Raw genomic sequence first — 18,362 nt, forward strand, 5'->3', positions numbered from 1 at the left:
ATGCCAGAAAGTGTACGGATTGCCTGAGGGAGTCAGCGACGAGGGGAGCTTTTATCTAAATCCGATTTATTCAACAACGCCCTTTTAAAGCGCTTTTTTGAATAAATCAGGGCAACGAAGCGGAAGCTTCATTAACATAAAAATGGAATCAATGAAACGCTGAGTGGCACGTTGCGTGAGACGAAAGACACGTTTAAGCATCAGTACGGTGGAAGTAGCCAGGGGTCAGTGCGCGGGCAAATTCTTAACCGGATCGGAATTTTCCCGATCCGGCTGGTTTTTTATCATTAACTCACATCACACAACGCTTAGTGGAACTGAAGGTAGGCCACGTGCGTTTGCAGATATTCCTGCAAGCCGTGTTTGCCGTCCGCACCGCCGACACCCGATTTGCGCCAGCCTGCATGGAAGCCCTGCATCGCTTCAAAGTTTTCGCGGTTGATGTAAGTCTCGCCAAATTTCAGCTGTTTCAGCGCTTGCATTGCGGTGTTGATATTGCTGGTGTAAATCGACGACGTCAGGCCATATTCACTGTCATTGGCCATCGCAATCGCCTCATCCAGCGTTTTGAATGTCGCAACCGGCAGCACCGGACCAAAGACTTCTTCGTGCATGATCGGCATATCCTGTGTCACATCGACCAGCACCGTTGGCTGATAGAAGAAACCTTTGTCGCCGTGACGCTTGCCGCCCAGCAGCACTTTCGCGCCCTGCGACACGGCTTTTGCCACTTTCTCTTCCACGCGCTGCAACGCCGCACCGCTGATCAGCGGCCCCATATCCAGCTCTTTTTGTTCAGCCGTATTACCGAACGTGACTTTCTTCATTGCTTCGCCGATGCGCGAAATGAATTCGTCGTACACGCCTTCCTGCACGTACACACGTTCGGCGCAGTTACAGACTTGCCCGGTATTAATGACGCGTGAGCTGACAATCGCTTTGACTGCCAGATCCAAATCCGCGTCATTCATCACGATGGCTGGCGCTTTACCGCCCAGTTCCAGCGAAACTTTGGTGACGTTTTGTGCTGCGGCGGTCATGGTGGCGATACCCGCCGCCACGCTGCCGGTCAGACTGACCATGCCGACTTTCGGGTTCGCCGCCAGTTCCTGACCAACGGTCGGACCGTAACCGGTCACAATATTCAGCACGCCTTTTGGCAGACCAATTTTGTGAATGATTTCTGCGAAAATCACCGCATTGTTTGGCGTAATTTCGCTAGGTTTGATGACGATGGTGTTACCGGTGATCAGTGCCGGTGCGGCTTTACGGGCGATCAGGAAGAACGGGAAGTTCCACGGCAGAATACCGGTAGTCACACCTATGGCTTTGCGGAACACAAAGATGTTTTCGTTTGGCCGGTCGCTCTGAATGATTTCGCCTTCGTAACGGCGTGCCCATTCAGCCATGTAATCGAGATAATCTGCGGTGAACAGCACTTCAGTCTGCGCCAGGCCGTAGGTTTTGCCGCCTTCGGCAATAATGGTTTCAGTCAGTTCGGCTTCGCGCTCGCGGATACCGGCCGCGATTTTATGCAGCCATACGCCGCGTTCCACCGCAGGTAATGCCTCCCAGCCTGGTTGCGCTGCTTCAGCTGCATCTATGGCTCTTCTGGCATCTTCTGCCGAGCCTTCAGGGATCTGCGAAATCACCTGTTCTGTCGCCGGATTCACAACGTCAATCCACTTTCCGCCGGTGTTTTCAACGAATTCGCCGTTGATATACATACGTTTCTGAACTGTGCTCATGTAAAGAGTCTCCAAAGTACGGATAGAGGTGATGAACGAGTTGTTAATAAAAAAGTTCTTTTTTGTGAAGTTTTAACAGCCTGTTCTATCCGACTGGTTTTTACCTTTCCGTGATTGCCATTTAATTTTCAAGAATGGCAAAAATGTCATGATCGGACTGCCCGACATAACATTTCTGCAAATAAGGGAGTTCACTGTCTGATACTGCGCGGGGCGTAGCCGAATTCACGTTTGAACAATGTGGAGAAGTAATTGCTGTCGCAAAAACCACAATTGTGGGCAATTTCAGTGATCGGACTGTCGCTGAACCGCAGCATATTGCGCGCGTTGAGCAGACGCAGGCGGTTGAGGTAATTGAGCGGCGTGCAGCCGGTTTGCTGTTTCATCTGACGGTGCAAGGTACGCAGCGACATTGAGAACTGCGCGGCCAGTTCCGGCCAGTCGATGTCCTCGTCGTAATGCTCGTTCATCCAGTCCAGCAGATTATTCAGCTCACCGCCCTGCCCGCGATACCCCACGTCGCGGCTGCCTTTGCGCAGCAACAATAAGAGTTGCATAAAGTACAGTTCCTGCTGTGCCTGATTTTCCGGTGATGGGCTGAACGGCTTGCGCGCCAGCAGGTCAATCAGGGTTTTGGCCTGAATTATCTGATTCGGACTGATGCGCCAGTGCGCCGGATAAATCCCGCCCACCTCCTGCGGCAACAAATCGCTGACGCCATTGAGGAAACGAAAGGCGTTCGGGCTGCGATACAGCACGTTGGTCAGATGTAAATTATCGGTATCTTCATAAAGATGATGGTCGTTGTGGCGGACAAAACAGACGCTGCCTGCACTGAGGATCAGCGGCTGATCGTTAAAAACGTGCGTGCCTGTGCCCTGCTCGACCAGCACAATTTCATCGAAATCCTGATGATGATGCTCAGGAAATGTCTCCTGCGGATAACGGGGTTCAACAGCGACCGGGAAATCTTCTGAGGGGAAATACTCACTACTGCGCAACACGGTCATTTCCGGCTCCTTATTAACATTATCGTAATATCTTAGTCGTCGGCGGGGCGGCCATAAGGCTGAAACTGTGATCCGCCAGCCGCTTTTGATTAAAACTTTTCCTTCCTGACAAAATCCTGCGTTATCCGGCGTGTGGCGCCGCTTTATGCCTTATTTCAGTGCGGGTTTTCACGACCGGTAATGTGTGTTTTTCTGACCGTTTGGCGTGACCGATACAAGATTGTTATCAATTTGTGAGGTTGTTCGCTCAAACCTTTGTGTCTTTGCCATAGTTGACACTGAACTGGCACTCGCGGAAAGGTCAGTCTGTCTGCAAACTCCTAGAGTCGTGATCATGCGCCTGGCGCGTCGGCAACTTTTCGTCGTTAAACTTTTTTGCAGATTTATGCGAACCGCATGCGGAGTACAAACAATGAAATTAAAACACGTACTGAGCCTTACCCTGATCGCGAGCAGCATCTTGCTGGCAGGCGCGGCATCGGCAGAAGTGAAAATTGCGCTGGTGGCAAAATCACTGGGCAATGGTTTTTTTGAAGCGGCAAACGTCGGTGCGCAGCAGGCAGCGAAAGAACTCGGCGATGTGAAAGTGATTTATACCGGTCCGACCACCACCACCGCCGAAGCACAGATTGAAGTGCTGAACGGGCTGATCGCACAGGGCGTCGATGCGATTGCCGTTTCCGCCAATGACCCGGATGCACTGGTGCCGGTATTGAAAAAAGCCATGCAGCGCGGCATTAAAGTGGTGTCGTGGGATTCCGGCGTTGCCAAAGAGGGTCGCCAGATCCACCTCAATCCTTCCAACAACGCGCTGATCGGCGAAACCAACGTCAAACTGGCCGCTGATGCGCTGAAAGCTCTGAACGTACAGAAAGGCGATGTGGCAATCCTGAGCGCCACGCCAACCTCCACCAACCAGAATCTTTGGATTGCTGAGATGAAAAAGGTGCTGCCGAAATATCCTTCGGTGAATCTGGTGACTGTCGCATATGGTGACGATTTGTCAGATAAAAGCTACCGTGAAACCATCGGCTTACTGAAATCCTATCCTGACCTGAAAGTGATTATTTCCCCTTCTTCGGTCGGGATCGTGGCCGCCGCGCAGGCGGTGAAAGATCAGGGCAAAATCGGCAAGGTTTACGTGACCGGTCTGGGTCTGCCATCTGAAATGGCCGGTGCCGTGAAATCCGGTGCGACCAAAAGCTTCGCCATCTGGAACCCGATTGATCTGGGCTACGCCGCCACCTATCTGGCAGACGACCTGGTCAAAGGCACCGCCACCAAAACTGAAGCCAGCATGGGTCGTTTAGGCAAAGTGAAACTGGATGCAGACGGCAGCGGCGCAATGGCCGAACCGTTTATCTACGACGCCAGCAACATCGACAAATTCTCTAAAATCTTCTGATCCTGAATGCGGCTCATCGTGATGCGGTGAGCCGTTTTGTTGTGCTTTGCCAGACAGGGGAACTGAAATGACAGACTCAACGACGCCACTTTTATCATTAAAAGGCATCAGCAAAGTCTTTCCGGGTGTCAGGGCGTTAAATAACGTTCACGTGGATTTGTATCCGGGAAAAGTAACCGCCCTGATTGGCGAAAACGGCGCGGGGAAATCGACACTGGTCAAAGTCATGACCGGTATTTATCAGCCGGAAGAAGGCGAACTGCGTTATAAAGCCATTCCGATCAAACTGCCGAATCCGGAATCCGCGCACAAAGTCGGTATTACCGCCATTCATCAGGAAACCGTGCTGTTCGACGAGCTTTCCGTCACCGAGAACATTTTCGTCGGCCACTATGTTTACCGCGGGCTGTTTAAACGCCTGAACTGGCCGGTCATGCATCAGCAGGCGCGCGATATTCTGACGCGCCTTGAAGTCAATATTGATCCGCATGCCACCCTGAAAGACCTGAGTATTGCCCAGCGTCATATGGTGGCAATTGCCCGTGCGTTGTCGTTTGATGCGCAGGTCGTTATTCTCGATGAACCGACCGCCGCCCTTTCGCAGCATGAAATCGTTGAGTTCTATCAGATTGTTGAACGCCTGAAACGTGAAGGCAAAGCCATCCTGTTTATCTCGCATAAGTTCGACGAAATCTTCTCCATTTCTGATTACTACACGGTTTTGCGCGATGGCAGTTATGTCGGTTCCGGCAAAATCAGCGACATCAGCGAGCAGCAGATGGTGACCATGATGGTCGGCCGCGAAGTCAGTCAGGCTTACCCGAAAGTGAACTGCGAGCCAGGCGAAACGGTGCTTGAGGTGCAAAACTTCAGCCATCCGACCGAATTTGCGGGCATTAATTTTTCACTACGCAAAGGAGAGATTCTGGGCTTTTACGGGCTGGTTGGCGCGGGAAGAACCGAACTGATGCAGGCGCTGTTTGGCGTCACGCAGCCTGGCGGCGGAAAGATCCTTATCCACGGTAAAGAGCAGCATTTCTCCCGCCCTTCTCAGGCCATCCGCGCGGGGATTGTGTATGTGCCGGAAGAGCGCCAGAAACAAGGGACGATTATTGATTTGCCTATCAGCCAGAACATCAGCCTGCCGCAACTCAGCCAATTGAATCCGCGCGGTGTGCTCAATGACAAAAAAGAGTGGGCGCTGGCCGACGATTACGCCAAACGGTTGCAGGTGAAAGCATCGAGCTGGAAACAAGCAGTCGGTACGCTTTCAGGCGGCAATCAGCAAAAAGTGGTGATTGCCAAATGGCTGGCGACCAGACCGGACATCATCATTCTCGATGAGCCGACCAAAGGCATTGATATCGGTTCGAAAGCGGCGGTGCATCAGTTTATGTCTGAGCTGGTCGGGCGCGGGCTGGCGGTGATTATGGTGTCTTCCGAATTACCGGAAGTGATGGGTATGAGCGACCGCATCATCGTGATGCATGAAGGGCTGATGGTGGCGGAATTTAAGGCCGGTGAAGCCAGCGCAGAAATGATTGTCAGTGCCGCCAGCGGCGCAGGCAAGGAGGCAGCATGATCAAAAACCTGCTGAAAAATCGCGAGCTGTTGCTGGCTGTGGTGATAGTGCTGATGGTACTTGGCGTTGGTGCGCGCTCACCGGAATTTGTGGGTGCCGGAAACCTGCTGGAAATGTTTAATGACACGTCGATTCTGATCATCCTGGCACTCGGGCAGATGATGGTGTTGCTGACCAAAGGAATCGATTTATCAATGGCCGCCAATCTGGCGCTGACCGGCATGATTGTCGCGCTGATTAACTTCCATCACCCGGACATTCCGGTGTGGTCGCTGGTGTTACTGGCGACGATTCTCGGGCTGGTGTTGGGCGCGATTAATGGCCTGCTGGTGTGGAAAGTCGGTATTCCGCCGATTGTGGTCACGCTTGGCACAATGAGCATTTATCGCGGCATTATTTTTCTGCTTTCCAACGGTGGCTGGATCAACGCCCATCAGATGAGTCCGCAATTTCTCAGTCTGCCGCGTGCGACCTTTATCGGTCTGCCACTGCTTGGCTGGTGCGCAATTGCCGCACTGATTCTGGTGGCCTATTTTCTGCGTTACAGCCGTACCGGACGCGCTTTATATACCGCGGGCGGCAACGCCACGGCAGCGTATTACACCGGCATCAACGCGGGCAAAATGCAATTCGTCAGCTTTTGCCTTTCCGGTGCGCTGGCCGGATTCTGCGGCTATCTGTGGATTTCACGTTTTGCTGTCGCCTACGTGGATGTTGCCAACGGCTTTGAATTGCAGATTGTCGCGGCGTGCGTTATCGGCGGGATCAGCACCATGGGTGGCATCGGCTCAGTGGTCGGTTGCCTGCTCGGCGCGCTGTTCCTGGGCGTCATTAACAATGCCCTGCCGGTGATTGAAGTGTCACCGTTCTGGCAGATGGCGATTTCCGGGGGCGTGATTGTGATTGCAGTGATCCTCAACGAACGCGCCAACAAACGTAAAGGACGGCTGATTTTGCGTCACTCCCTCGCCGTCCAGCCTGTGCGTCCTGAAACCGGAGCAAGCTCATGAGTAAGACCTTAACTTCGCGCAACACGCCGCATTCCGCCGCCGGAGAAAAATCCACCATGGCCGTCACGCCGTTTTTCCGTCGGCTGATGTGCTGGGAAGGATTCTTGCTGCTGGTGACGCTGCTGGTGTTTGTGGTGAATGCGTTCGCCTCGCCGTATTTTCTTAATATATGGAATCTGTCGGACGCAACGTTTAACTTCACCGAAAAAGCCATCATTGTGCTGCCGATGGCGATGCTGATTATCGCCCGCGAAATCGATTTATCGGTCGCCTCCACTATGGCGCTGAGTTCCACCATTATGGGATTCTGCGCACAGGCCGGTTTGCCGACGCCCGCGCTGGTCGGTGTCGGGCTGAGCGTAGGCTTGCTGTGCGGGCTGATTAACGGGTTGCTGGTCACACGGCTGAATCTTTCATCTATCGTGATCACCATCGGCACCATGAGTCTTTTCCGCGGCATTACCTATGTACTGCTCGGTGATCAGTCGCTGAATAAATATCCCGCCAGTTTTGCGTGGTTTGGTCAGGGTTATGTCTGGGGGCCGCTGTCGTTTGAATTCGCGCTGTTCCTTGTGCTCGGTGCAGTGTTTTATTTCCTGCTGCACAAAACCAATTTTGGCCGCCGCACTTACGCCATCGGCAACAATCCGGTCGCCGCGTGGTATTCCGGGATTAACGTGAAACGCCATAACCTGACGCTGTTTGTGCTGGTCGGTGTGATGTCCGGGCTGGCGGCAGTGCTGCTGACGTCACGGCTTGGCAGCACGCGTCCGACGCTCGCACTCGGCTGGGAACTGAGCGTGATCACCATGGCGGTGCTTGGCGGTGTCAGCGTGCTCGGCGGTTCCGGCAGCATGACCGGCGTGATTATCGCCGCGTTCCTGATGGGATTGCTGACCTTCGGCCTCAGCCTGCTGAATGTGCCGGGGATTGTGATGTCGGTGATTGTCGGTGCGATGTTGATCGTGGTGATTTCGCTGCCGGTGCTCTACCGCAAAGTGATGGCGCGGAGAATATAATTACGGACTCCCGCCTGCCGGCGGGGAGTCTAGTTCGAGAGTTGAGTTTCAATCCCTTCGCGTAATGCCTCGACCAGTTTCTCCAGCATAAATGCGACAAATGCCGTGCAGTCACTGGCGCGGCCGCATTCACCCAACACGCGGTAATAATTCTGTTGCTGATTATGGATCAGCGTTTCTACCGGCAGCCAGGCGAGTTCAGGTCGCCACTGACTCAGGATGAGCGTCTGCCATAAACACCCCATTCTTCCGTTGCCATCAGCAAACGGGTGGATGAATTCAAATTCGTAATGGAAAATGCAACTGGCAATCAACGATGGCTGATAATCTGCCATTCGGTACTCCTTATAGAAAATGAAACTTAATAGTATCACGCGACAAAATCATCAAAAATTCTTCTTTTCTCTTCGTCACTTAATCCGTTATTCCTGCTCTTGATTAAAAGGTACTGTCTCCCGTAGTTTAAACCCATGGGTTTATTTCTAAATGTCTTTGAGCAGAGGAAAACATATGCGGATTTTAGTTGTAGGCGCGGGCGCGACCGGCGGATATTTTGGTGCGCGGCTGGCGCAGGCCGGGCAGGATGTGACGTTTCTTTTACGAGAAAAACGCGCGCTCGCCGTGCAGCAGGACGGGCTGACCGTACACAGTCCCCACGGGGATTTCCATTTTCAGCCCAATGTCTTGCAGGCATCTCAGCTGGCTGGCCCTTATGATCTGATTTTGCTGACCGTTAAAAGCTTCGGGCTGGAAGCCGCGATGAAAGATATCGCGCCGGTTGTCGGTGAAAACACGATGGTGATGCCGGTTCTGAACGGGATGAAACACATGGAGACGTTGAGCCTGCGTTTCGGTGAACACGCCCTGATAGGTGGATTGTGTAAAATCAACGCGACGCTGGATGCCGACGGGCATATTCACCAGATGACGCCGTTGCACCAGATTGTTTATGGCGAACTGTCCGGCGAAAAAACCGAACGTATTCTGAAAGTCGATCAGGCGTTTCAGAGTGCTGGTGTCGAAGCCACCCTTTCGGAAACGATTATGACTGATCTGTGGGAGAAATGGCTGCTGCTGTCGAGCCTCGGTGCCATCACCTGCACCATGCGTGGAAACATCGGTCAGGTGGCTTGTGCACCTGGCGGAACAGAGTTCGCACAGGCCATCGTTACCGAAGCACTGACCACCATGAAAGCCTTTGGCTACGCGGAACGCGCGGCGGCGGTGGCAAAAGTCAGGGGATCGGTGACCGATAAAAACTCTCCGCAAACCTCCTCCATGTATCGCGATATGATGCAGGGAAATCCAATTGAAGCGGAACAGATTGTGGGTGATTTAGTCGAGCGGGCAACGCGGGTGGGCATCAGCATTCCACATCTTCAGGCTGCTTATACGCATTTATGCGTGTACCAGAATAGCCGCGAAATCGCCTGACGGGCACTCTCGCCAGCGGCTCAGCAGCCCGCACTTTTGCGGGCTATTTTCGGGCAAATAACATTCTGATCAGAGTGTTATCGCGCCGGCGATAATGATGCCAGAGCGCCGCCAGCGCATGTAATCCGATGAGATAATAACCCGCAGTGGCGAGCCATTCATGCAGGTTTTTTAAAAGTTTGTGTAAAGGGATATCAGGAAAAACGCTTTTCGGCATGAGAATGTTAAACATCGTCCAGTCATGCCCGTCATAATATTGGGACAAAATGCCCAGCACCGGTAAGCCAAGAAACATCAGATATATAAGACCCTGCGTGGCACCGGACAAATAATGCTGTATGCGCGGTAACGCAGGTTTTACCGGCGGAGTGACATACATCCCGCGAACAAACAGGCGCACACACATCAGGAATAATACGCAAAAACCCAGGCTGTAATGGGTAAGTGCTAATAATTCACGCTCTGGCGTACCTTTTGCAAAGTCTCCTTTTAAATCCATTGTGGCATAGGTAAGCACCACTAAAACAAACACCAGCCAGTGGAGCACAATTTGCGCTGAAGAATATCGGGTACGCATAGCAGTTCCGGTAAACGAAGATACGTTAACCTTACTTACTGAGACTTAAGCTTACATTAAGAGGAATTATACGACGGTGCGGAATGACAGTATGCGGGGGTATTAAGGTCTCAAAAAGGGAATCGCAGAGTGAAAATGAAAAATCAAAAAATGTGTTATCTGCCCTGCGGTTTGCAAGGCAGAAAACACTGAACACACCGATAGCCTGATTAACGCGCGATCAGGAAACTCTCTAATGTGGCGCCACCATCAAGTGCGGCTTTAATGGCAGAAGGCGTGCGACCCTGGCCGGTCCAGGTCTTTTTAGAACCGTCGGTGTCGGTATACTCATAAATTGCCGGGCGTGGTTTACGCTTAGCTTTACCGGATTCTTTCGTCGGCTGGTGGCCCAGCAGGTCGTCGATAGCGATGCCGTCGTTTGCCAGCATTTCACGGTATTTCAGTAATTTCTCGTCACGTTCCTGCTGTTGCGCACTGCGCGCTTTCACATTTTCGCGTGATTCTTCAACAATAGCAGTCATTTTCTCAAGAATTTCTTCCAGAGTGCTCAGCGGCATTTCACGAGCCTGTGCCCGAAGTGTACGGATATTATTCAAAACGTTTAACGCGTTGTCCATGATGTGCTCACTTTAGAGGGATATCATTAAATTAGTGACACTGATTCTACACAAAGAAATAATGATATCAATTGCGCCAGCGTAATATTATTGCCGGTAACACACCGCCGGTAACCGCCGCTCTATGACATTAATTGTTAATACCCCATTTCATAACAACTTGTTGCCGCTGGATAATTAAAACTTTCACGAATAAATCACTTCAAAGTCTTAAAAATTACCCGAAAAATATTATTAATCGCAATTTCTGCACTTTGTTAATAGTATCAGCGCGTGAATAAACAGTGTTGCTATTATGTACAAACTTGTCGAAACCTCGTCTTTATGTGCGCATAATTTCCATATTCCGAATATCCATTTCGAAAAAATTCGGTTAGAAAAGGCATCTTCTGCACCATTTTTTAGAAGCGATTAAACAGATCAGACTGTAAAATGAGATCTAAATCACAAAACGTGTCCCCTGAATATTATGTTCAAAACCATTTTTGTCGTTTGTGCTGGCTGTGTTGCGCTGAAACTGGCGCTGGACTGGCAGATTATTTTGCAGGTTGCTGAAGGCTGATGGTCAGTTCTCTGGCCATGCTCGCAAACTCAGTTAAATTTCTGGTCAGGATCCCACGCCGCCATACCAGCCATGTCGTCAGATAACGGTAATTGTCGGCCAGCGGCCAGATGCTTACCGTACTGCTGCCGGGCATACTTTCCAGCATACTGCGTGGCATCAGCGCCAGCCCGCCGCCGGCAATGACACATGCCAGCATGCCGTGATAGGACTCCATCTCGTAAATTTTTCCCGCCGCAGCGCCATCATCGGCGAACCAGCTTTCAAAATGACGCCGGTAAGAACAGTTGGAGCGAAAAGCATACACGATCTCCCCGTTCACGTCCTGCCCACGCGTGACGGGCGAATGGTGCAACGGCGCGACAATCACCATCTCCTCCGGAAATACCGGTACACCATCCAGCACAGGATGCAGAACCGGCCCGTCGACAAACGTCGCTTCCAGTTCCCCGTCGAGCAATTTATCCAGCAACTCACCCGAAGGGCCGGTGCTCAGCGCCAGTTCAACTTTGGTGAATTGCTGATGGTAGCGCGCCAGCAACGCCGGGATACGCACGGCGGCGGTACTTTCTAGCGCGCCAAGCGCGAAAATCCCCTGCGGTTCTGTTCCGGTCACCGACATCCGCGCCTCTTCTACTAAATCCAAAATCCGGTTGTTGTAATCGAGAAAGTTACGTCCGGCAGGCGAAAGACGTAACCGCTGATTCTCGCGAATAAATAATTCGACGCCCAGTTCCGCCTCAAGCTGCTTAATGCGCGTGGTCAGGTTCGACGGAACACGATGCACCCGCTGCGCTGCGGCGCTGATACTGCCGGTTTCGGCAACAGCACGGAACATCTCGAGTTGTGACAAAGTCATAGTCTTTCTCAAAAAGTGAACGGTTTACTTATTTTTATTCATTTTTATTAAAACCTGCAAGCCTCTATTCTGAACGCACTGGTTTAACGAGGAATAAATTATGACGACAACTAATTCGCAAACACATGCCATTTCACAGAATCCGTTCACCGGCGAGCGTTTCGGTGAATACCCTTTTGACACTACGCTGGCACTTGAAGCAGCAGTTTCGCAGGGCAGCGCGGCATTTAAGCAGTGGCGCAAAACTGATATCGCACAGCGGGCCATACTGCTGGTCAATCTGGCGACTGAACTGCGCAACGCCGGCAACGATATCGCCCGTATGATCGCCCTTGAAATGGGTAAGCCGGTGAAACAGGCTCGCGCCGAAGTAGAAAAGTCCGCGGGTTTATGTGAGTGGTACGCTAAAAACGGTTCGACGATGCTGGCACCGGAACCGACCATGGTCGATAACGGCGAAGCGCACATTCATTACCGGCCATCAGGTATGATCCTGGCGATTATGCCGTGGAATTTCCCGGTGTGGCAGATTTTACGCGGTGCCGTGCCTGCGCTGCTGGCGGGCAACACTTTTTTGTTAAAACCGGCACCGAATGTCATGGGTACCACTTATCTGGTGAAGCAAGCCGCGCTGAAGGCGGGTTTTCCGGCAGGTGCGTTTGGCGTAATTAATGTCGGAACTCCGGCAGTGGCAGAACTGATTGCGGACCCGCGTGTCGTCGCCGTGACTGTCACCGGCAGCGTTCGTGCCGGTGCAGCCATTGCAGAGCTGGCCGGTAAATCACTGAAAAAATGTGTACTGGAACTTGGCGGTTCTGATCCGTTCATCGTGCTCAATGACGCAAATCTGGATGAAGCCGTAATAGCGGCAGTTGCCAGTCGTTATCAGAACACCGGACAAGTGTGTGCCGCGGCCAAACGCTTCATCGTTGAAGAAGGTGTGCTGGAAGCTTTTACCGCAAAATTTGTTGCCGCCACACAGGCGCTGGTGATGGGCGATCCGCTGGATGAAGCGACATACATTGGTCCGATGGCGCGTTTCGATCTGCGCGATGAGCTGGATAAACAGGTGAAGGACAGTCTGGACGAAGGCGCGACTTTACTGCTTGGTGGCGGGAAGATTGCCGGAAACGGTAATTTCTATGCGCCAACCATTTTAAGCCACGTGACACCGGATATGACCGCATTTCGTCAGGAACTGTTCGGTCCGGTGGCGGCCATCACAGTCGCCCGCGATGCTGACCATGCCGTCGAACTGGCGAATGACAGCGATTTCGGTCTGAGCGCCACGATTTATACGGCGGATACTGAACTGGCGAACAAAATGACCGCTGAACTGGAAACTGGCGGTGTGTTTATCAACGGATACAGCGCCTCCGATCCCCGGGTGGCGTTCGGTGGGGTGAAGAAAAGCGGCTATGGTCGGGAGCTTTCACACTTCGGATTACGCGAGTTCTGTAACGTGCAGACGGTGTGGAGCGACAGAAAATAAGCACTGCCGTACCGGTAGTCATCATAATCACAGGATTTTACAATCCTGTGATTATGATTAGAATTATGGAGAGTTCCACGGAACATTAAGCAATGATCCCCATGATTTTCGCCCACTCCCTGACCTGTTCACAGGTCACAAAACGCAGGGCCTGAGGCTCTGTATTTACAGCTTCCTCCAGTACAAACACCAGACAAGGATAGTTATCCGGCATCTGGCGGATAACTTCACCTTCAAGTTCACCGGCTTCGAAAGTCGGAGGGAGGTCGCTTTGACAATTAAAATAGTCTTCCGTCATCCAGGTTCTGAATGCTTCTTCATCTTTCAGTAGTTTCATACCATTTCCTTTCAAAGCAGATTGTCGGCGTTTACGCTATTTGCGGGTTTCATCCGGGTTACTCAACACAGGCGAAACCTTCGCTTCTGTCAGAAGTATTGGAGGTAACGCTGCCGTCTTTGGTATACATGTAGTCATAGGCATCCTCAGCGGCAATGATCAAATCAGAAGACCAGAACACCACACCGGCATGAGGCACATCATCAATGCTTTTCCCCCATTCCTGCCATAGGGAGCCGCTGGACGCCTCGCGTTTATTTTTCTGCACCGAAAGTTCATCCGCAGTAGGTAAGCGATACCCCTGGTTTTCACACCAGTCATTTGCGTCATGCCAGTTCATCGATTTCTGACTGAAGTGGAAGAATAATTGCGGATTGAAAATAATCGAGGCTCTCACCTCATTATGGCGGCCAGTGATTTTAACTCCGCCTTTAGCTTTAAACGTCACAAGCCCGGTATCCGAAACTGTCGCAATAGCATCATTGCTACTGCTCCATTCGAGTTCCTCCGCCGGGTTATCCGTGACAACCCGCAACTGAGCACCGGAAAAAGCCGTCGTAAGTTTTTTACTGACATCCACATCTAACAGCGAATTAGGATCATTAGGCGCAAGGGTATAAGAGAGAACATTAATACTGTGTGGATTGACGGGTCCGTCAGGGATATTATCGCCGTCTGCATAGCTGCTGATATCTTCAATCTCTATGCGGGTATTTTCCTGCGGCAATCCGGTAAGGGTTCTGGGAGTAATTTTCACTCCGATAGTTCAGGCTTTATCAGCAGAACTTACAACGTAATTTTTAGTATCGGTAGCAATAACGCGTTCCTCATTTGACGGCGTTTTGCACACCCATTCTATTTCAGACACCGGGTCTTGCAGATCCCCTTCCTGATCTGAGAAATCCCACGATAACTGAAGGTCGTCATTGATATCTAACCCGTCGTTGTCATCAACCACGACATTCTGACGGACAATATTAATATGCCCGGGCAGTCTGTCTTTATTATAAAAAACCGGCGGGGTTCCAGTAATTCTGCCTGTACTGTAGGTCGTCTCTGTGCCATTAGCCCATAAAGACGTACTGAGCAACCCTATTAATAATATCGCTGCTCTGGCATTTTTATTGGTTTTCGGTTTTATCAATGTGTTATTCAATGAATTCATCAGCATTAAATTCCGATATACATTTGTGGCATTGAACACTCATGTGCCAATGCCACTATTACCATTGATGCTTATTTTTTGCGGCTACCTGATTTCAGTACACCTTTCACTTTGGCAGTATAATCAACCTGTAACTGATAACCCTGAATACCGTCTGCGCCTGCGGTAGCAAAGATATTTTTCGCATCCGTATTGGTGGTTGGTAATGTCAGGTCTTTGTTATCAGTAGAACTTACAGCTTTACCACCCGCAGTGCCGGTAGTCGCTGACGTGCCGTCAAAGTTCCAGGAATAGCTATAATTAGTTGACGCATCCACTTCGCCAGCATCCCAGACATTGTTATTATTGGTGTCATACCAGATTTTGAACTGATAAGTATGGCCGAGGATCAGGCTGCTATTAGATTTGCCGATCAGGTTAGTATCTGGATCCGTGGTATCAACAATCATCGTCGCCACTTTACCGCCTACGACCGGACCATCGGGAATATTATCGGAAGGGTCGTTCTGGCTGATATCATCGACCAGAATAGACAAGCCATCCGTCGGTAAACCGGTAGACGTTTTTTCGACAATCTCCGCACCGATATACAAACCGGCATCCGCTTCCACCAGCGTGTAGGAACTTTTCCCTGCAGCATCAGAAATGATTTTTTTATCTTTCCCTTTGCCGTCTGAACTCGTAAACCACTGAATAGTTGAAGTACTGTTATCCGTATCGCCCTCGGAATCAATGAGCTTATAGCTTAACGTGATTTTATCACCGACTGCCATTCCCGTTACTGACCCGCTTTCATGCCCGTTAGCGAACGAAATTGTATGATCTGTCGCACCCGCACCGGTTCCGCGCAGGACAGGCTTGGTACCTATAATTTGCCCGGCACTGCCAGTGACGTCAGCGAAGGCAAAATGGGAACAGCCCGCCAGCAACAGCGTTGCGAGCAGTGTTTTATTAAAAGTTTTCATAGTAAAGTCACTCATTAAATATAAATTTATCGAATTTGAATTAGCCTGACTACGAGATTATTTCGCCCGAAGTCTGTCGACTGTTTCAATACCGGCCTGCGTTAACTGGTAATCAACTTTAAGCTGATATCCCTGAATCCCATCTGCGCCTGCGCCATTAAATACCTCACTGGCCTGAGCGTTAGTATTTGGAAGAATTATATTGTGATTATCCGTTACAGGTAATGCATAACCTCCCGGCGTTCCGGTTGCACTATTTCCTGAAAACTGCCACCGGTAATTGATGAGGGAAATTATCGGTGTCAGGTCAGTGTCTGAAACTGTCTCACGGTCACTGGCATCCCACTGACCATTATTATTAGTGTCATACGCCACTTTAAATTCATATTCGTGCCCTAATTGCAGGGTAGTTCCTTTGGTTGCCGTCAGATTCACCGTTGGATTTTCTTTGTCGACAATCGCTGTATAAATAACCTGCTGGGCTTGCGAAAAATCGATCATCACAGGATTGGTATTCACGGAAGTTTTATCTTGCGGCGAGGCAACGACGGAATAAACTCCACTTTTCGTGCTTCCAACCACTGCTTTACCTTTATCGGGAACACTCACGTAATAAAGGCATTCTTCTTTGGTATCGCATTCACTCCGCGCTGAATATATTTGCACTTCATGAGAATGGTTTTTATCGTCCATCCGGTAAGCGTGGAATTTCATATTCAGATTTTCCGCCGCCAGCGGTGTAGTTTCACCGGCGAGCCCGGAGATTTTACTTCCGCTAGCTTCCAGATAAACGGCATTATTTCCTTTCGAAATAATACGGATGGCTTTTTTCTGCTCGCCCGCGTCATTAATCACCAACTGATAGTTAACCGGCGCTTCGGTAACAAGAATATCTACAGCGTTCGATTGTTTGGTATGGCCTTTACTGTCTGCCAGCAACACAGAAAGTGTGTATTTATTGGCGTTCGGATCCGTTGAATCTTCCCAGGCCGGGAACGTCAGCGTCCAGTGGTTATTCTGCCCTGTACTGATATTCTTTTCTGGCGATAAAGCAGGCAAATTCAGCTTACTTTCCGGGTTAAAGCCTCCCGCAGGAACCCACTGCGCGCTCTTAATATCCAGATGTGAGGTGATGGACGCATTTATCGTCCAGTGACATCCTTCGTAAGCCTGTGCCTGCGAGGGATCGTCAGCGATGATGCACTCTGGCGCGGTACCTGTTGGTTTGAGGTACAGGCCGATATCCAGATCTTTTTTCTCGCGATATTCGAGGACGATGTGATTGTTACGATCCACAAAGTCCATACGACTGCCCGCCAGCGTACGCATTTGCGCAACCGCCGATGTGTCCATCTGATCAGCAAGCGGGACTCCAATCCGATAATTTAGGGCAACATCAGTTGTGAATTCACTGTTATCAGAATTCCCCTTTTTATAACCCATGCCCACCGTCACCATTGGCACAGGGGTGTAATCTACCCCCAGCGTGACAGCGGAAGGGTTCTTTTGAAGATTATCAGTGCCAAACAATGCAACCTGCTCACCGTAATACTTTTCGTAGACCAGCGAAGCCCCGAGTTGCGGATATGAAGGTAAATAAGCCTGAACGCGTGTGTCCCAGCCCCGTGCCGGACGCTCTTCATAATCTTCAATGTCAGGAGAGTCTTTCCAGGAAGACAAAGGCAGGTAATAGTTGCTGCTCAGTTTTAAATAGTTAGTCCAGGCTTCAGCACCGAAACCGGCGCGACGGTGATTACGGGTAATATCATAATCGTAAAAAGTGTTGAGCCCGATCAGCCAGTCTTTGTTGATGTTATGGCGAATACCCGCACCAAAATTAGCAATCGTCCTGCTATCAGTATTGTGAGCAGAGAACTGAGTAAAAAATAAGTTGCTGCTGCCGGTATACCATGGGATCAAATAATCCATGGATGAACCTTCCAGGCTCCCCTGGTCATCGACGCTAATCTGCGTGCTGATGTGGCCATAGGGCGAGAGTAATTTTTCTGCCTGATTCTGCAAGGCACTCGTTGCGATCCCCTTCCCATATTGAAAAAGCTGAGACTGCATGCCTTCTGGTGTCAGATTATTAAAATCCTGCTGGGCTTCACTGCTCACCACCTGAGCGGTTTTCTGTAACAGAGGACTCTTCTCATCTTTTAGTCCCTGTTCATCATTCTTTACAGTACTGGTATTGCTCCCTAATTCAGGCAAATTTAATTTTTCAGCGGCATAAGCGTTTTTTGTTGTCATCTGCAAAAGCAATGACATTATTAATGAAATTAAAATTAATTGTTTCATTTGCGTTTGACCAATGAGCGTTCAAATACCGTAAGTAAGAAGCAAATTACATAGTCCTGATGATGACCGAGTCGCCTGGAATATTAAAAACCACTACATACGTTTAGTTAGCGCGAGGATTATTTTAAAAACACCTGACGAATAATTAGACACACCTTGTTTGATGTGGCAAAGAATAACGACGAACGCAGACTACTGCAACGTCCTCTTTTAGACATGACGGGAGTAAATTAATCATTTACAAATTAATTTTTAGCAAACAAAACACAATAAATCAAC

Annotated in this window: 17 protein-coding genes and 2 pseudogenes; 7 read left to right on the top strand and 12 right to left on the bottom strand. The window is 50.3% G+C overall.

Going from position 1 to position 18,362, the window contains the following annotated elements:
• Positions 1 to 105 precede the first annotated feature (105 nt).
• From D6C13_RS21845 to rhaS (D6C13_RS21855), 3 genes and pseudogenes are all read right to left on the bottom strand, one after another.
• Positions 106 to 222: pseudogene (locus D6C13_RS21845) on the bottom strand (IS5/IS1182 family transposase); the annotation flags it as partial.
• A gap of 86 nt (positions 223 to 308) precedes the next feature.
• Positions 309 to 1,748 (bottom strand): aldehyde dehydrogenase, encoded by a 1,440-nt coding sequence (aldA, locus tag D6C13_RS21850; RefSeq protein ID WP_120134781.1) that lies wholly within the window; start codon positions 1,746 to 1,748, stop codon positions 309 to 311.
• Positions 1,749 to 1,939: 191 nt separating this feature from the next.
• Positions 1,940 to 2,758, bottom strand: coding sequence for an HTH-type transcriptional activator RhaS (rhaS, locus tag D6C13_RS21855; protein ID WP_120134783.1), 819 nt, complete (start codon positions 2,756 to 2,758; stop codon positions 1,940 to 1,942).
• Between the two features lie 412 nt (positions 2,759 to 3,170).
• On the opposite strand from rhaS (D6C13_RS21855), the gene rhaS (D6C13_RS21860) reads away from it, so the two are divergent.
• From rhaS (D6C13_RS21860) to D6C13_RS21875, 4 genes are all read left to right on the top strand, one after another.
• Complete coding sequence (rhaS, locus tag D6C13_RS21860; RefSeq protein WP_120134785.1) at positions 3,171 to 4,163, top strand: rhamnose ABC transporter substrate-binding protein; 993 nt, start codon at positions 3,171 to 3,173, stop codon at positions 4,161 to 4,163.
• 67 nt (positions 4,164 to 4,230) lie between these two features.
• Positions 4,231 to 5,745 carry a sugar ABC transporter ATP-binding protein gene (locus tag D6C13_RS21865; RefSeq protein WP_120134786.1) on the top strand — a complete coding sequence of 505 codons (1,515 nt, stop codon included), beginning with the start codon at positions 4,231 to 4,233 and terminating at the stop codon, positions 5,743 to 5,745.
• On the top strand, positions 5,742 to 6,755 hold the full coding sequence (locus D6C13_RS21870) for an ABC transporter permease (RefSeq protein ID WP_120134788.1): 1,014 nt from the start codon (positions 5,742 to 5,744) through the stop codon (positions 6,753 to 6,755). Before D6C13_RS21865 ends, D6C13_RS21870 begins: the two co-directional genes overlap by 4 nt.
• A complete protein-coding gene (locus D6C13_RS21875; protein WP_425272742.1) occupies positions 6,752 to 7,774 on the top strand; it encodes an ABC transporter permease in 1,023 nt (340 codons plus the stop codon). Before D6C13_RS21870 ends, D6C13_RS21875 begins: the two co-directional genes overlap by 4 nt.
• A 29-nt stretch (positions 7,775 to 7,803) precedes the next feature.
• Here D6C13_RS21875 and D6C13_RS21880 read toward each other — a convergent pair whose 3' ends face one another.
• Positions 7,804 to 8,109 carry a Fic family protein gene (locus D6C13_RS21880; RefSeq protein ID WP_279630076.1) on the bottom strand — a complete coding sequence of 102 codons (306 nt, stop codon included), beginning with the start codon at positions 8,107 to 8,109 and terminating at the stop codon, positions 7,804 to 7,806.
• 175 nt (positions 8,110 to 8,284) lie between these two features.
• Here D6C13_RS21880 and panE point away from each other — a divergent pair, with 175 nt between their 5' ends.
• Positions 8,285 to 9,208 (top strand): 2-dehydropantoate 2-reductase, encoded by a 924-nt coding sequence (gene panE / locus D6C13_RS21885; RefSeq protein ID WP_120134790.1) that lies wholly within the window; start codon positions 8,285 to 8,287, stop codon positions 9,206 to 9,208.
• A 43-nt stretch (positions 9,209 to 9,251) separates the two neighbouring features.
• On the opposite strand, the gene D6C13_RS21890 is transcribed toward panE, so the two are convergent.
• The 3 genes from D6C13_RS21890 to ptrR form a co-directional block, all read right to left on the bottom strand.
• A complete protein-coding gene (locus tag D6C13_RS21890; RefSeq protein WP_120134791.1) occupies positions 9,252 to 9,785 on the bottom strand; it encodes a cytochrome b in 534 nt (177 codons plus the stop codon).
• Between the two features lie 209 nt (positions 9,786 to 9,994).
• Positions 9,995 to 10,402: an H-NS family histone-like protein gene (locus D6C13_RS21895; protein ID WP_120134793.1), complete on the bottom strand. Its 408-nt coding sequence runs from the start codon at positions 10,400 to 10,402 to the stop codon at positions 9,995 to 9,997.
• A gap of 536 nt (positions 10,403 to 10,938) precedes the next feature.
• Positions 10,939 to 11,823 carry a putrescine utilization regulator PtrR gene (gene ptrR / locus D6C13_RS21900; RefSeq protein WP_120134795.1) on the bottom strand — a complete coding sequence of 295 codons (885 nt, stop codon included), beginning with the start codon at positions 11,821 to 11,823 and terminating at the stop codon, positions 10,939 to 10,941.
• Positions 11,824 to 11,923: 100 nt separating this feature from the next.
• On the opposite strand from ptrR, the gene D6C13_RS21905 reads away from it, so the two are divergent.
• Together D6C13_RS21905 and D6C13_RS26230 are read left to right on the top strand one after the other, a co-directional pair.
• Positions 11,924 to 13,315 carry an aldehyde dehydrogenase family protein gene (locus tag D6C13_RS21905; RefSeq protein WP_120134797.1) on the top strand — a complete coding sequence of 464 codons (1,392 nt, stop codon included), beginning with the start codon at positions 11,924 to 11,926 and terminating at the stop codon, positions 13,313 to 13,315.
• A pseudogene (locus D6C13_RS26230) lies at positions 13,308 to 13,376 on the top strand (hypothetical protein); the annotation flags it as partial. The gene D6C13_RS21905 and the pseudogene D6C13_RS26230, both read left to right, overlap by 8 nt.
• Before the next feature lie 24 nt (positions 13,377 to 13,400).
• Here D6C13_RS26230 and D6C13_RS21910 read toward each other — a convergent pair.
• The 5 genes from D6C13_RS21910 to D6C13_RS21930 form a co-directional block, all read right to left on the bottom strand.
• Positions 13,401 to 13,652: a hypothetical protein gene (locus D6C13_RS21910; protein ID WP_120134798.1), complete on the bottom strand. Its 252-nt coding sequence runs from the start codon at positions 13,650 to 13,652 to the stop codon at positions 13,401 to 13,403.
• 58 nt (positions 13,653 to 13,710) lie between these two features.
• Positions 13,711 to 14,379: an Ig-like domain-containing protein gene (locus tag D6C13_RS21915; protein WP_167458062.1), complete on the bottom strand. Its 669-nt coding sequence runs from the start codon at positions 14,377 to 14,379 to the stop codon at positions 13,711 to 13,713.
• A 39-nt stretch (positions 14,380 to 14,418) separates the two neighbouring features.
• The gene (locus D6C13_RS21920; protein WP_147408191.1) at positions 14,419 to 14,817 is read right to left on the bottom strand and encodes a hypothetical protein; all 399 of its coding nucleotides are present in this window, start codon (positions 14,815 to 14,817) and stop codon (positions 14,419 to 14,421) included.
• A gap of 71 nt (positions 14,818 to 14,888) precedes the next feature.
• Positions 14,889 to 15,782: a SinI family autotransporter-associated protein gene (locus D6C13_RS21925; protein ID WP_147408192.1), complete on the bottom strand. Its 894-nt coding sequence runs from the start codon at positions 15,780 to 15,782 to the stop codon at positions 14,889 to 14,891.
• A 57-nt stretch (positions 15,783 to 15,839) separates the two neighbouring features.
• On the bottom strand, positions 15,840 to 18,083 hold the full coding sequence (locus tag D6C13_RS21930) for an inverse autotransporter beta domain-containing protein (RefSeq protein ID WP_120134803.1): 2,244 nt from the start codon (positions 18,081 to 18,083) through the stop codon (positions 15,840 to 15,842).
• Between the last annotated feature and the right edge of the window lie 279 nt (positions 18,084 to 18,362).

This window comes from Rahnella woolbedingensis, from assembly GCF_003602095.1.
In the GTDB taxonomy this organism is placed as follows: domain Bacteria; phylum Pseudomonadota; class Gammaproteobacteria; order Enterobacterales; family Enterobacteriaceae; genus Rahnella; species Rahnella woolbedingensis.